Origin of the sequence: Nitrobacter hamburgensis X14, from assembly GCF_000013885.1 — a bacterium.
GTDB classification, from domain to species: Bacteria; Pseudomonadota; Alphaproteobacteria; order Rhizobiales; family Xanthobacteraceae; genus Nitrobacter; species Nitrobacter hamburgensis.
The window spans coordinates 4,066,836-4,079,235 of record NC_007964.1; the positions used below are offsets into that span (position 1 = coordinate 4,066,836).

Here is a 12,400-nt window from a genome sequence, read left to right on the forward strand (position 1 = left end):
CGTTCATGCCGCTTCGCCTGATCTTCATGGGCACGCCGGAATTCGCGGTGCCGACCCTGCTGCAGCTCATCGCCCATGGCCATGAGATCGCGGCCGTATACACCCGCGAGGCCAGGCCCGCGGGCCGCGGCATGAAGCTGCAACCGAGCCCGGTGGCGCGGGAAGCGCATCGCCTCGGCATCCCCGTGCTGACGCCGAAAACGTTGAAAACTCCCGCCGCGCTGGATGAATTCCGCTCGCATGGCGCCGATGCCGCCGTGGTCGTCGCCTACGGCATGATCCTGCCGCAGGCGATCCTCGATGCGCCGCCGCTCGGCTGCTTCAACCTGCACGGCTCGCTGCTGCCGCGCTGGCGCGGTGCCGCGCCGATCAACCGCGCCATCATGGCGGGGGACGCTGAAACCGGCGTCATGGTCATGAAGATGGATGCCGGCCTCGACACCGGCGACGTCGCCATGGCCGAGCGGATCGCCGTGACCGATGCGATGACGGCATCCGATCTCCATGACGCGCTGGCGCTGCTCGGGGCCGATCTCATGGCGCGTGCGATGGCCGCGCTGGCGCGCGGCGGCTTGCAACTGACGAAACAGAGCGAGCACGGCGTTACCTACGCCGCAAAAATCGACAAGGCCGAGGCGCGCATCGACTGGAGCAGGCCCGCGCGCGACGTGCTGCGCCACATTCATGGCCTGTCGCCGTTTCCGGGCGCTTGGTGCGAGATGCTCGTCGATGGCGAGCAAGTGCGCGTGAAGATCTTGCGTTGTGGGGTCGTGAAAGGCCCCGGCGAACCCGGTGAGCTGCTCGACGATCGGCTGACCATTGCGTGCAAGGATGGCGCGATCCGCGTCCTTGAATTGCAGCGCGCCGGAAAGCCGCCGATGAAGGCCGACGCCTTTCTCAACGGCACGCCGCTCAAGCCGCCCATGCGATTTGCGTAAGCTGTCATAACCCGCGCAGGCGGAGTATCCAGTAAATCCTATCGTTGGAACGAAGCCGAGAGGTCTCGGAATACTGGATCATCCGCTGTCGCGGATGATGACGCTGACAACGGATTGAGATGCCCCGCTACAAGCTCACCATCGAATATGACGGCGGCCCGTTCTGCGGCTGGCAGTATCAGGACAACGGCCCCTCGGTGCAGGGCGCTTTGGAGGCGGCGGTGAAGGCGATCTGCGGCGACGCCGTTCGCGTGCATGGCGCCGGCCGCACCGATGCCGGCGTCCACGCGCTGGCGCAGGTCGCCCATTGCGACATCGCCAAGCATTTCGCGCCGAACCGGTTGCGCGACGGGCTCAACGCCCATCTGCGGCCGCATCCGATCGGGGTGCTCACGGCCGAAATCGTGCCCGACACTTTCGAGGCGCGCTTCTCGGCGCTCAGGCGGCATTACGTCTATCGCATCGCCAACCGCCGTGCGAATCTGGCGATCGATGTCGGCCACGTCTGGCGTGTGCCGCGCCCTCTCGATACGTTGGCGATGCACGCGGCGGCGCAACGGTTGATCGGCAAGCACGACTTCACGACGTTTCGCGACACCGAATGCCAGGCAAAATCGCCGGAGAAGACTCTCGACCAGCTCGACGTCGTCAGGAACGGCGACACCGTCACCATCGTCACCTCGGCGCGGTCGTTCCTGCACAGCCAGGTTCGCTCGATGGTGGGATCGCTGGTCTGGGTCGGGCATGGCCGCTGGAGCGCCGACGATCTGTCCAACGCGCTGGCCGAGCGCCGCCGCGAGGCCTGCGGCCCGGTCGCGCCGCCCGACGGGTTGTATCTGGTGCGGGTGGATTATTAGAGTCTGTCTGCTTCTGACGGAATCAATGGTCGTCATGCGCGGACCTGATCCGCGCATCCATCTTTTTGACGAAGGATGGATTGCCGGGCATAGGCAAGCGGAAGCGACGCCGTTCTTCGAACGGCTATGCCCGGCAATGACGTTAAAGCGCTTCTGTCAAAAGACGACGCTCTTTAGAAACGAATCCGTTTCAGCGCATCCCAGAACAGGCTCTCGCCGTCGCGGACATTCGCGGTCCAGTCCTGATGGGCGAGATCGTTGGCGTCGTCGGTGATGAACTTGAACGCACGCCACGGCAGGCCGTTGCGCCGACAGACCTGCGCAACCGCGAACAACTCCATGTCGACGATGTCGATCCTGTTCTCGACCAGCCACGGGTCGGACGCCGTAACAAAGCTGTCGCCGGTGCCGCAGACGACGCCGGCCTGACCCGAGGTCAACAGGTCGAGTTCCGGCGCGAACGGCGTGCGCCCGCGCGGCGCCAGCGGCATCGCCATCATGTCGCGCTGGACGACGCCGGATACCTCCACCAGGCCCTGGAGCGTCTCGTTGATCTTTCCCGCGGTGCCGTAGTTGATGACGAGTGTCGGGCGCAGCGTCAGCAGCGCCAGCGTGGTTGCGCTGGCCGCGTTGATCTTGCCGACACCGGTGTAGATCACCCTGACGCCATCGGGCGCGCGCGCCTTGTCGAGCTCGTCGTCGATGGCGGTGAGGACGAGGATCTGGCCGCTCATGCGAAATAGCGATCCAGTACGCCGTGGTAGATACGGGTCAGCTTTTCGAGATCGGCTACCGGCGCGCGCTCGTCGATCTGGTGCATGGTCTGTCCGACCAGGCCGAATTCGATCACCGGGCAGTAGTCCTTGATGAAACGCGCATCCGACGTGCCGCCGCCGGTGTTCAGCTCCGGTCTGCGGCCGGTCACCTCCTCGATCGCCGCGACCACGAGATCGGTGAACGGGCCCGGTCTGGTCACGAACACATCGGCATTCGAGGGCTCCCACACGATCCGGGTCCGAATGCGATTGCCCGAGACCTTGGCGACACGCGCTTCGATCAGCGCACGGAGCGATTCCTGATTATGATGATCGTTGAAGCGGACGTTGAATTTCGCCCGCGCCTGTCCGGGAATCACATTGTTCGCAGGATTGCCGACATCGACGGAGGTGAACGCCAGATTCGACGGCTGGAACTGCGCGCTGCCCTGATCCAACGGCTCGCTGACGAGCGCGGTGATCAGCGCGGCGATGTCCGGAATCGGATTTGACGCGCGGTGCGGATAAGCGACGTGGCCCTGCACGCCCTCGACATACAGCGTGCCGGACTGCGAGCCACGGCGGCCGATCTTGATGCAGTCGCCGAGTTCGGCAACATTGCTGGGCTCGCCGAGCACGCAGTGATCGAATTTTTCACCGCGCGCGGCCGCCCATTGCATCAGCTTGACGGTGCCATTGACGGCGATGTCTTCCTCGTCGCCGGTGATCAGAAACGAGATCGAGCCGTTGCCGTCTTTCCCCGGCCGACCGCCGTGCGCCTCCAGATATTCCAGCGTGGCGGCGGCGCTGCAGGCGATGCCGCCCTTCATGTCCACGGTGCCGCGCCCGTAGAGGAAGCCGTCTTTCACCTCGCCGGAAAACGCGCCATGGGTCCATGCCGACTCGTCACCGGGAGGCACGACATCGGTATGGCCGGCGAACGCGATGTGGGGGCCGGTGGCGCCGATACGGGCATACAGATTGTCGATGTCGGCGGCGCCGGGTTCGCTGAAGGTGACGCGGTGAACCTCGAAACCGGCATCGCCGAGCAGCTTCTCAAGCACGCCGAGAGCGCCTGCGTCGGCCGGCGTCACCGACGGGCAGCGGACGAGGTCGCGAGCGATGGAGAGAGCGTCGGTGGCCACCAGTGGTCCGATTCCAACATTCGCATAATGTTTCGGTGGCGCCTCTTGAGCGAATGTTAAAATCAAGAGACCACTGGCAAATATAAACTTCTAGCGCATGAGCTTATCCGAAAACCGGTTTCCACTTTTCGGGATCATGCTCTAATCCCGCAGCAGTTCGTTGATGCCGGTCTTGGAGCGGGTGCGCTCGTCGACGCGTTTGACGATGACCGCGCAGGCGGTGGACGGGCCCGGCTGGCCGTTCTTCAGCGGCTTGCCCGGCAGCGCGCCCGGCACCACCACGGCATATTCCGGCACTTCGCCCATGAAGATCTCGCCGGTTTCGCGATCGACGATCTTGGTGGAGGCGCCGAGGAACACGCCCATCGACAGCACCGCGCCCTTGCGCACGATCACGCCTTCCGCCACTTCCGAGCGCGCGCCGATGAAGCAATCGTCCTCGATGATCACGGGTCCGGCCTGCAGCGGCTCCAGCACGCCGCCGATGCCGGCGCCGCCGGAGATGTGCACGCGCTTGCCGATCTGGGCGCAGGAGCCGACCGTGCACCAGGTGTCGACCATGGTGCTCTCGTCGACATAGGCGCCGAGATTGACGAACGACGGCATCAGCACCGCGTTTTTCGCGATGTAGGCGGAGCGGCGGACGATCGCGCCCGGCACGGCGCGAAAGCCGGCGTCACGAAACCGGTTCTCGTCCCAACCCTCGAATTTCGACGGCACCTTGTCCCACCACACAGCCTTACCCGGGCCGCCGGGAATGACGCTCATGTCGTTGAGACGGAACGACAGCAGCACCGCCTTCTTGAGCCACTGATTGACAGTCCACTTGCCATCCGCCGCGCGCTCGGCAACGCGCACCTCGCCCTTGTCGAGGAGGTCGAGCGCATGATCCACCGCCTCGCGCACCTCGCCTTTGGTCGCGGCGGTGACGGTCTCGCGCGCGTCGAAGGCGCCGTTGATCGTGGTCTCGAGAGAGGCGAGAGACATCGCTATTCCTTATGAAACAGGCCGCGGAACCGGGTGGCAAACGGCGCTTTTGTCGGGATTCGGCGGCGGAGAGTCAAGCGGCGGAGGCTGCCAGCGTGGCCAGAAACCCGGTCAGATCGTCGGTCACATGATCGACATGCGGCGCGCCGCGTCCCTCCAGCTCCCAGTCCTCGCGCACGACCTGTTGTGTCTCGTCCGGCACAACCAGAACGGTGGTCATGCCGAGCCGATGCGGCACAACCAGATTGCGCGCCAGATCCTCGAACATCGCGGCCTTCGCCGCATCGACACGGTGCCGGTCGAGAAAGCGGCGATAGGTCTGCGGTGCCGGCTTCGGCTCCAGTTCGGCGGCGATGATGTCGAACACGGCCTCGAAGTGATGACCGAAGCCGAGCCGCTCAAGCACCTTGCCGGCATGAGCGGTCGAGCCGTTGGTGAGGATCAGCTTGCGGCCCGGCAACCTTTCCAGCGCCGCGCCCATCGCCGGGTTGGGCTTAAGCGGCGAGTGATCGATCCGATGGACGTAAGCGAGATAGTCGTCGGCGGAGACGCCGTGTTCGGTCATCATGCCGCGCATGCTGGTGCCGAAGCGCTTGTAATAATCCTTCTGGATCCGCCGGGCCTCAACCGGATCGACGTCGAGGAATTGCCCGATGTATTCGCCGATTCTAGCGTCGACCTGCTGCCAGAGGTTGACGTGATGCGGATAGAGCGTGTTATCGAGATCGAACACCCAGGTGTCGATGTGACTGAAGCCGCGCTGCAGTTGTCGTCGCGCGTCGGTCACTTGTGGATCAGCGTCCCGGTACCCTGGTCGGTAAAAAGCTCGAGCAGCACCGCATGGGGGGTCTTGCCGTCGATGATGACCACGCCGCCAACGCCCTGTTCGAGCGCGTAGATGCAGGTTTCGACCTTCGGGATCATGCCGCCCGAAATGGTCCCGTCGGCGATCAGCTTGCGCGCGTCGCCGATCGACAAATCGGGAATGAGCTTCTTCGACTTGTCGAGCACGCCGGGAACGTCGGTCAGGAGCAGCAGACGCTTGGCTTTCAGGGCGCCGGCCACCGCGCCCGCAAAAGTATCGGCATTGACGTTGAAGGTCTGGCCGCCTTTCGAGGTGGCCAACGGCGCCAGAACCGGGATCAGTTCGTGGCCGATCAACTGGTTCAGCAGCGTCAGATCGACCTTTTCGGGTTCGCCAACGAAGCCGAGATCGACGACCTTCTCGATGTTCGAATCCGGATCGGCGATGGTGCGTGTCGCCTTCGAGGCGGTGACCATGTTGCCGTCCTTGCCGCAGAGTCCGACGGCCTTGCCGCCGGCTTCATTGATGTAGCCGACCAGTTGCTTGTTGATTGATCCGGCCAACACCATCTCGACGATCTCGATGGTCGCGGCGTCGGTAATGCGCAGGCCGGCCGCAAACTCGGATTTGATACCGAGCCGTTGCAGCATGGTGGCGATCTGCGGGCCGCCGCCATGCACCACCACCGGATTGATCGCAGTCTGTTCCAGCAGCACGATGTCGCGGGCGAACTGCCGGGCGACATCCTCCGCGCCCATGGCATGACCGCCGTATTTGATGACGATGGTTTCCTCGTCATATTGCTGCATATGCGGCAGCGCCTCGGACAGGATGCGGGCCTGATCGAGCGGGCTGATTCGGGAGGCATCGGACATGAAGCGGGTCTCTTGGCCGGCGGGATGGGGCGGGTTCTAACCGATCGGCGGCAGGACCGCAAAGCCGCTCTGGATCGGTATCGCGACCGTTAGGGACGGGTAGCGGCGCGAGGCCAGATGGCGGCGATCGCGAGCAAAAACCAGGCCAGGATCATCAGCGTTCCTCCGGATGGAGCGGCTCTCGGGAAAAGGTGGTGGTCGAGGAATTGTCGCACCGTCATATCCGCGCTGAACAGGATCGCGCCAGCGACGAAGCCGCCGGCGGCAGCAAAACCGAGGCGCGGACGAATGATCTGCCGATCCGCCAGAAGCATTGCCAGCAGCGCGGCGGGCGCATGAAACAACAGCATCGACGAGCCCGAGAGCAGAAGAGTGCCACCCGTCTTGTGCGCCGCGACGGCGGCCAGGATGACGCCGACGGCGCCCATCAGCCCCGCCGCAAAGACGACGATCCGAAACCAGCCGAACTGTGTCATCGCTGATGCTCTCCGATCAGGCGGGCCATGGCGGCGCGCAACTCAGGCACTCCGTAGCCCGTGCGCGACGACGTGACCAGTACATCCGGGAACGCCGCCGGATGTTTGGCGAGCAGCGTCCTGGTTGCCTCGGTCCGCTCCGCCATCTCAGTGGCCTTCACCTCGTCGGCCTTGGTCAGCACGATCTGGTAGCTCACCGCGGACCTGTCGAGGGTGGTCAGAATAGCCTGGTCGATGTCCTTGATGCCGTGGCGCGAGTCGATCAGCACATAGACTCGCGCAAGGCTCGCCCGGCCGAGCAGAAATTTATGGATCAGCGACGTCCACGACGCGATCCTGGCTTTCGGCGCCGACGCAAAGCCGTAGCCGGGCATGTCGACCAGCCGGACATCGGCGTCTTTCGGGCCTTCGAAGAAGATCAGTTCCTGGGTGCGGCCGGGAGTGCGGGAGGTTCGGGCCAGCGTGCCGCGGCCGGTCAGCGCGTTGATCAGGCTCGACTTGCCGACGTTGGAACGTCCGGCGAACGCGACCTCGACGCCAGCCATCGGCGGGAGCGTCTCGATCGACGGCGAGGCCCAGATGAATTGCCAGTCGCCCGCAAACAGTTTGCGGCCCCGCTCTATCAGGTCCGCATCGGCGCCGGTTGTCATGCGAGAGCTTTCACAGGCGTCATTGCGAACTCGGGACCAAACTGGCTTTGCCAATTTTGCGCTGAGCGAAGCAATCCAGCGTAGCGCGGCTTGGAACTGGATTGCTTCGTCGCTTTCGCTCCTCGCAATGACAATGGAAGGATTCTACGTCTTCGCCGGCTTGTCGGAGGATTTGCGGCGGAAGACTGACTTCACGTTGTTGAGCAGTTCCACCTTCACGCCGTTGCGGCGCATGATGTAGCTCTGCTGGATCACCGACAGCGTGTTGTTCCAGGCCCAGTAGATCACGAGGCCGGCCGGGAACGCCGCAAGCATGAAGGTGAAGATCACCGGCATCCAGTCGAAGATGAGCTTCTGGGTCGGGTCCGGCGGCGTCGGGTTCAGCTTCATCTGGAACCACATCGTGATGCCCATGATGATCGGCCACGCGCCGATCGCGAGATAGGGACCGAGCAACGGCACCGCCGACGGATCGTAGGGCAGCAACCCGAACAGATTGAAGATGTGGGTCGGATCGGGCGCAGACAGGTCCTTGATCCAGGCGAAGAATGGCGCGTGACGCATTTCGATGGTCACGAACAGCACCTTGTAGAGCGAGAAGAATACCGGAATCTGCAAGACCATCGGAAGACAGCCCGAGATCGGGTTGATCTTCTCCTTCTTGTAGATTTCCATCATCTCCTGCTGCAGCTTCATCTTGTCGTCGGGAAAACGCTCTTTCAACGCGGCGATCTGCGGCTGGACCGCCTTCATCTTCGCCATCGAGGCGTAGGACCTGTTGGCAAGCGGGAAGAAGATCGCCTTGATCAGGACCGTCACAAACAGGATCGCGATGCCGAAATTGCCGAAGACATGGAAGAAGAAATCCAGCGCGAGGAACATCGGCTTGGTGATGAAGTAGAACCAGCCCCAGTCGATCAGCAGGTCGAAATGGTTGAGGCCGAGTTGCTTGTTGTAGCCGCCGAGTTCCACGAACGGAAAGTTGATGCCGACAACGCCGGCTTCCTTGGCGCCGGCGAACAGGCGCGTGTTGACCGAACCGGTGCCGCCGACGGGGATGGTCTGCGCATCCTCCAGATAGTCGGCCTGGTAGGTCTTGACCGAACCTGACTCATTGGACGAGAAGCGCGCCTGCAGCTGCGCGCTGGTGTCGGGCAGCAGGGCCGCGGCCCAATATTTGTCGGTGATGCCGAGCCAGCCGTTGGTGACCTTGAAGCTGACCGACTTGGCTTCGTCGATCTTCTTATAGGAATATTCCTGCAGCTTCTGATCGCCGAGATATCCGATGAGACCTTCGTGCAGGATGTAGTAGCCGGAGACTGCCGGCGTGCCATGGCGTGAAATCAGCGCGAACGGATACAACGTCACCGGCGCACCGCCGGCGTTCGTGACCTCATCCTTGATCGTGAACAGATAGTGGTCGTCCACCGCGATCGTGCGACGGAACGTCAGCCCTTCGCCATTGTCGTATTTCAGCGTGACCGGGGTGGACTGTGTCAGTGCGCCCGACCCTTCCTGCTGCCACACCGTATTCTGGTCCGGCACCCGTGCGGTCGATCCGGTAGCCGCAACCCACCCGAATTCGGCATAATACGGAGTGGTCGTGCCGGAGGGCGAAAACAGCTCGATCGCGGGTGAAGCGGGATCGACGGTCTCGCGGAACTTGGTCAGCAGGAGATCATCGATGCGCGCGCCCTTCAGCGAGATGCTTCCGCTCAGGCGCGGGGTGTCGATCTTGACGCGCGGCGTGGTCGCAATGGCAACGCCCCGGGCAACCACGGACTCCGCCGCAGGGTGATCGGGCTTGGGCGAATTTGGCGTCGGCTCGGTCGGAGACTTTGCCGTCTGGCTTTGCGCCTGCTGCGCGGCGCGATCCTTTTCCATCTGCGGGATGTTGTAGAAATACTGCCAGGCGATCAGGATGAGGCCCGACAGAACGATGGCGATGATGGTATTGCGGTTCTCAGACATCATTCAGGTCTCGTCATTCGGTTCGGGTTGCAGCTCGATGCGCCGTTAATGCCGCCGATCTTGACGCCGCGATCATCCTGGATGCTGGCGATCGAGGCGATTGAACGCCGAGCGCAGATCATCGAGCATGACGGCGAAACCCCGGTCGAGCGCAGCACGGCGGCCGATTACCACATAATCGCTGTGCGGTCGCATGGATACGGCGTCCACGCGCTTCACCAATTCGCGAAGCCTGCGGCGGATACGGTTTCGCTCGGTCGCGGTGCCATTCTTTTTGGTCACCGTAAAGCCGATCCTGATCGGGCCGTCATCGTTGCGACGGCGATTTTGCACCACGAAGGCAGGGGCATTGACCCGCAGGCCATTGGCAGCAGCGAGGAAGGCCGCCCGCTGCCTCAACCGGTCCATGACGATATCTCGGGGAGATTCGCTCAGGCGCTCAATCGCTTGCGACCGCGGGCGCGCCGCGCGGCAAGAATCTTCCGGCCGCCAGTGGTCGCGAGGCGGGCGCGAAAGCCGTGACGGCGCTTGCGCACGAGTTTGCTGGGTTGATAAGTCCGCTTCACGGGTATCTCCGCTGACCGGGCAAGTCGCCTGATATTGGGGTTAAGTCCGGTAATGCCGACCCGAACCGAGCCGCTTTCGGCCCGAACGAGCCGCCCCGGTTGAAACCGGATCATCGCGGACAGTTGGCGCGGCTTATACGGGAGCGGCCTGTTTTCGTCAATCTTGCCCTTTAGCGTTTCCCCGGCCCGGCCGAATTGGCCAAATCTCGCGCCGGGCCTATATTACGGATGTGTTCCAGCGATTTGCCCGAAGTCGGCGCCGGCGGCCGGTTCGGGAGCGCGGATCACTGTCAGTTTGCCGCAGGTCCCGCGGAGGGCAGTCGTGTCACAGGCGATCGAACAGCTCCGGGTTCGGGCAGCGCGGCTATCGTTGCGCGGCCGGCTCGGCCTTTCCGGCAAGCTGCTGCTGCTGACGATCCCGCTGGTGATGATCGCTGAAATCCTGATCTACGTCCCCGCGATCGCCAACTTCCGGGCGAACCGGCTCAACGACCGGCTGGCCGCCGCGAACACGGCCGCGCTGGTGCTCGACGCGGCGCCGTCGGGCATGGTGCCCGATTCGCTCGCGCGGCAAATTCTCGGCAGCATCGGCGCGCGGGCCGTCGCCATCAAGATGGGCCAGCAGCGCCGCCTGCTCGCCAGCGCGGATCTGCCGGCAGCGATCGATCATGACATCGACATGCGCACCATGACGCCGTGGTCGGCCATCGTCGGCTCGTTCGAAACCATGCTGGAGAGCGGCAACCAGGCGATCCGCATCATCGGGCCGGGGCCGCGCGGCGCGCAGTTCATCGAAGTCGTCACCGACGAATTGCCGCTGCGCCAGTCGATGTACCGTTTTTCGCGTAACCTGTTGCTGGTCTCGCTGGCGATCGCGGTTCTGACCGCGGCGCTGGTCTATCTGGCGCTGCACTACCTGTTCGTCCGCCCGATGCGGCGCCTGACCGCGAATCTCGTAGGCTTTCACCAAAACCCCGAGAGTTCGGCGCGGATCATCGTGCCGTCACAGCGCGGCGACGAGATCGGCGTCGCCGAACGGGAACTCTCCGACATGCAGCGCGATCTCGTGTCGATGCTGCATCAGAAGAGCCGGCTCGCCGCGCTCGGCCTCGCGGTATCGAAGATCAATCACGATCTGCGCAATCTGCTGGCGTCCTCGCAGTTGCTGTCCGATCAGTTGGCCAGTGTACCCGATCCGCGGGTGCAGCGGTTCGCGCCCAAGCTGATGCGCTCGCTGGAACGCGCCATAGCGTTCTGCCAATCGACGTTGTCTTACGGACGCGCGCAGGAGGCCGCCCCCGTCCGGCGGATGATGGCGATCGAGCCTGTCGTCAACGAGGTACGCGAGTCGGCGGGACTTGCGCCGGAAGGGTCGATCACCTGGATCAACGCGATCGAGCGCGGCCTCACGATCGATGCCGATCCGGATCAGCTTTTCCGCATTCTGCTTAACCTCGTGCGCAACGCCGCGCAGGCTCTGGAGAGCCAGCCGCAAAGCGATGCCGCGACCCGGCAGATCCGGGTCACCGGCCGCCGCGAAGGCGCGGTGACGATCATCGAGGTCTCCGATACCGGACCGGGCGTTCCGCAACAGGCGCGCAACCATCTGTTCGAGGCTTTCCAGGGATCGGTCCGTCCGGGCGGCAGCGGCCTCGGTCTTGCGATCGCGGCGGAACTGGTGCGTGCGCACGGCGGCGACATCCATCTGGTGGAAGGCACCATTGGCGCGACATTCCGGATCACGATTCCGGATCGCCCGGTGGAGTTGCAGGCTATCCGTAACGAACGCGCGCGCGCGTAGGCCGAATCTTAACGTCGGCACGCGGCCCGGCGCATCAGGATTTCGTATTTTCTGCCAGAAGGTTAGCAAGCGCACCCTTGTCGCCGGTCGCCGAGGTGATCCCATGCGATTTTCCTGTCGCACGGCACCGTCAGCGCGGCCGCGCCGCTTGCAAAGCCGACCGGGAGCCGTTAGCAATGGCCCGCCTTCGGGACGCCTGTTTCGAGTGCATTTAACTTACCCGCGATTTCCGCGACAAAACGCGCCCGTAGCTCAGCTGGATAGAGCACCAGACTACGAATCTGGGGGTCAGGAGTTCGAATCTCTTCGGGCGCGCCAGTGATTTCAAATAGTTAGCTAATTGTCTGACTCAGTTCGCTTACCGCAACTTTGCAAAAGTAAGCAGATAGTAAGCAGAACAAGGGGCCTTTTGGGGCGTTGCTACGAATATATTTTCGATAGTCGGACGCACGACGACGACCGCACGTGCACGCAGGATCAGGTCATTTGCGTTGAAAATGGATTCTGAGCCGCGGGGAATACTGCGCCAACTGACTAACGCTAGAGGTTTAATTCCGTCCCTCTCTAGGCCCCC

The 12,400-nt window shown here is 63.4% G+C and carries 13 protein-coding genes and 1 tRNA gene; 4 read left to right on the forward strand and 10 right to left on the reverse strand.

Features of this window, described 5'->3' with window-relative positions; all coding sequences use genetic code 11:
- The first annotated feature begins 5 nt into the window (after positions 1-5).
- Both fmt and truA read left to right on the forward strand, forming a co-directional pair.
- On the forward strand, positions 6-938 hold the full coding sequence (fmt, locus tag NHAM_RS18950; RefSeq protein WP_011512059.1) for a methionyl-tRNA formyltransferase: 933 nt from the start codon (positions 6-8) through the stop codon (positions 936-938).
- 119 nt (positions 939-1,057) lie between these two features.
- Positions 1,058-1,795 carry a tRNA pseudouridine(38-40) synthase TruA gene (gene truA / locus NHAM_RS18955; RefSeq protein ID WP_011512060.1) on the forward strand — a complete coding sequence of 246 codons (738 nt, stop codon included), beginning with the start codon at positions 1,058-1,060 and terminating at the stop codon, positions 1,793-1,795.
- Positions 1,796-1,968: 173 nt separating this feature from the next.
- On the opposite strand, the gene NHAM_RS18960 is transcribed toward truA, so the two are convergent.
- From NHAM_RS18960 to rpmH, 10 genes are all read right to left on the reverse strand, one after another.
- The gene (locus NHAM_RS18960; protein ID WP_011512061.1) at positions 1,969-2,529 is read right to left on the reverse strand and encodes a 5'-methylthioadenosine nucleosidase; all 561 of its coding nucleotides are present in this window, start codon (positions 2,527-2,529) and stop codon (positions 1,969-1,971) included.
- Positions 2,526-3,695: a succinyl-diaminopimelate desuccinylase gene (gene dapE, locus NHAM_RS18965; RefSeq protein ID WP_041358374.1), complete on the reverse strand. Its 1,170-nt coding sequence runs from the start codon at positions 3,693-3,695 to the stop codon at positions 2,526-2,528. Before dapE ends, NHAM_RS18960 begins: the two co-directional genes overlap by 4 nt.
- Before the next feature lie 141 nt (positions 3,696-3,836).
- Positions 3,837-4,682, reverse strand: coding sequence for a 2,3,4,5-tetrahydropyridine-2,6-dicarboxylate N-succinyltransferase (dapD, locus tag NHAM_RS18970; protein ID WP_011512063.1), 846 nt, complete (start codon positions 4,680-4,682; stop codon positions 3,837-3,839).
- A gap of 73 nt (positions 4,683-4,755) precedes the next feature.
- Positions 4,756-5,469 carry a pyrimidine 5'-nucleotidase gene (locus tag NHAM_RS18975; RefSeq protein ID WP_011512064.1) on the reverse strand — a complete coding sequence of 238 codons (714 nt, stop codon included), beginning with the start codon at positions 5,467-5,469 and terminating at the stop codon, positions 4,756-4,758.
- Positions 5,466-6,362: an acetylglutamate kinase gene (argB, locus tag NHAM_RS18980; protein ID WP_011512065.1), complete on the reverse strand. Its 897-nt coding sequence runs from the start codon at positions 6,360-6,362 to the stop codon at positions 5,466-5,468. Before argB ends, NHAM_RS18975 begins: the two co-directional genes overlap by 4 nt.
- Before the next feature lie 89 nt (positions 6,363-6,451).
- Positions 6,452-6,838, reverse strand: coding sequence for a DUF423 domain-containing protein (locus NHAM_RS18985; protein ID WP_011512066.1), 387 nt, complete (start codon positions 6,836-6,838; stop codon positions 6,452-6,454).
- The gene (gene yihA / locus NHAM_RS18990; RefSeq protein ID WP_011512067.1) at positions 6,835-7,488 is read right to left on the reverse strand and encodes a ribosome biogenesis GTP-binding protein YihA/YsxC; all 654 of its coding nucleotides are present in this window, start codon (positions 7,486-7,488) and stop codon (positions 6,835-6,837) included. Before yihA ends, NHAM_RS18985 begins: the two co-directional genes overlap by 4 nt.
- A 144-nt stretch (positions 7,489-7,632) precedes the next feature.
- Complete coding sequence (yidC, locus tag NHAM_RS18995) at positions 7,633-9,459, reverse strand: membrane protein insertase YidC (RefSeq protein WP_041359261.1); 1,827 nt, start codon at positions 9,457-9,459, stop codon at positions 7,633-7,635.
- A 72-nt stretch (positions 9,460-9,531) separates the two neighbouring features.
- Positions 9,532-9,867 (reverse strand): ribonuclease P protein component, encoded by a 336-nt coding sequence (gene rnpA, locus NHAM_RS19000; RefSeq protein ID WP_011512069.1) that lies wholly within the window; start codon positions 9,865-9,867, stop codon positions 9,532-9,534.
- Between the two features lie 23 nt (positions 9,868-9,890).
- Entirely contained in the window at positions 9,891-10,025 is a 135-nt protein-coding gene (gene rpmH, locus NHAM_RS19005) for a 50S ribosomal protein L34 (RefSeq protein WP_011512070.1), read from the reverse strand.
- Between the two features lie 322 nt (positions 10,026-10,347).
- Here rpmH and NHAM_RS19010 point away from each other — a divergent pair, with 322 nt between their 5' ends.
- Complete coding sequence (locus tag NHAM_RS19010) at positions 10,348-11,826, forward strand: sensor histidine kinase (RefSeq protein ID WP_011512071.1); 1,479 nt, start codon at positions 10,348-10,350, stop codon at positions 11,824-11,826.
- Positions 11,827-12,067: 241 nt separating this feature from the next.
- Positions 12,068-12,144: transfer RNA gene (locus NHAM_RS19015), tRNA-Arg, on the forward strand.
- Positions 12,145-12,400: the final 256 nt, after the last annotated feature.

Bases quoted from the DNA above. Each gene is read 5' to 3' on its own strand.
- fmt (WP_011512059.1), top strand. From the start codon at position 6: ATGCCGCTTCGCCTGATCTTCATGGGCACGCCGGAATTCGCGGTGCCG.
- truA (WP_011512060.1), top strand. From the start codon at position 1,058: ATGCCCCGCTACAAGCTCACCATCGAATATGACGGCGGCCCGTTCTGC.
- NHAM_RS18960 (WP_011512061.1), bottom strand. From the start codon at position 2,529: ATGAGCGGCCAGATCCTCGTCCTCACCGCCATCGACGACGAGCTCGAC.
- dapD (WP_011512063.1), bottom strand. From the start codon at position 4,682: ATGTCTCTCGCCTCTCTCGAGACCACGATCAACGGCGCCTTCGACGCG.
- argB (WP_011512065.1), bottom strand. From the start codon at position 6,362: ATGTCCGATGCCTCCCGAATCAGCCCGCTCGATCAGGCCCGCATCCTG.
- NHAM_RS18985 (WP_011512066.1), bottom strand. From the start codon at position 6,838: ATGACACAGTTCGGCTGGTTTCGGATCGTCGTCTTTGCGGCGGGGCTG.
- yihA (WP_011512067.1), bottom strand. From the start codon at position 7,488: ATGACAACCGGCGCCGATGCGGACCTGATAGAGCGGGGCCGCAAACTG.
- yidC (WP_041359261.1), bottom strand. From the start codon at position 9,459: ATGTCTGAGAACCGCAATACCATCATCGCCATCGTTCTGTCGGGCCTC.
- rnpA (WP_011512069.1), bottom strand. From the start codon at position 9,867: ATGGACCGGTTGAGGCAGCGGGCGGCCTTCCTCGCTGCTGCCAATGGC.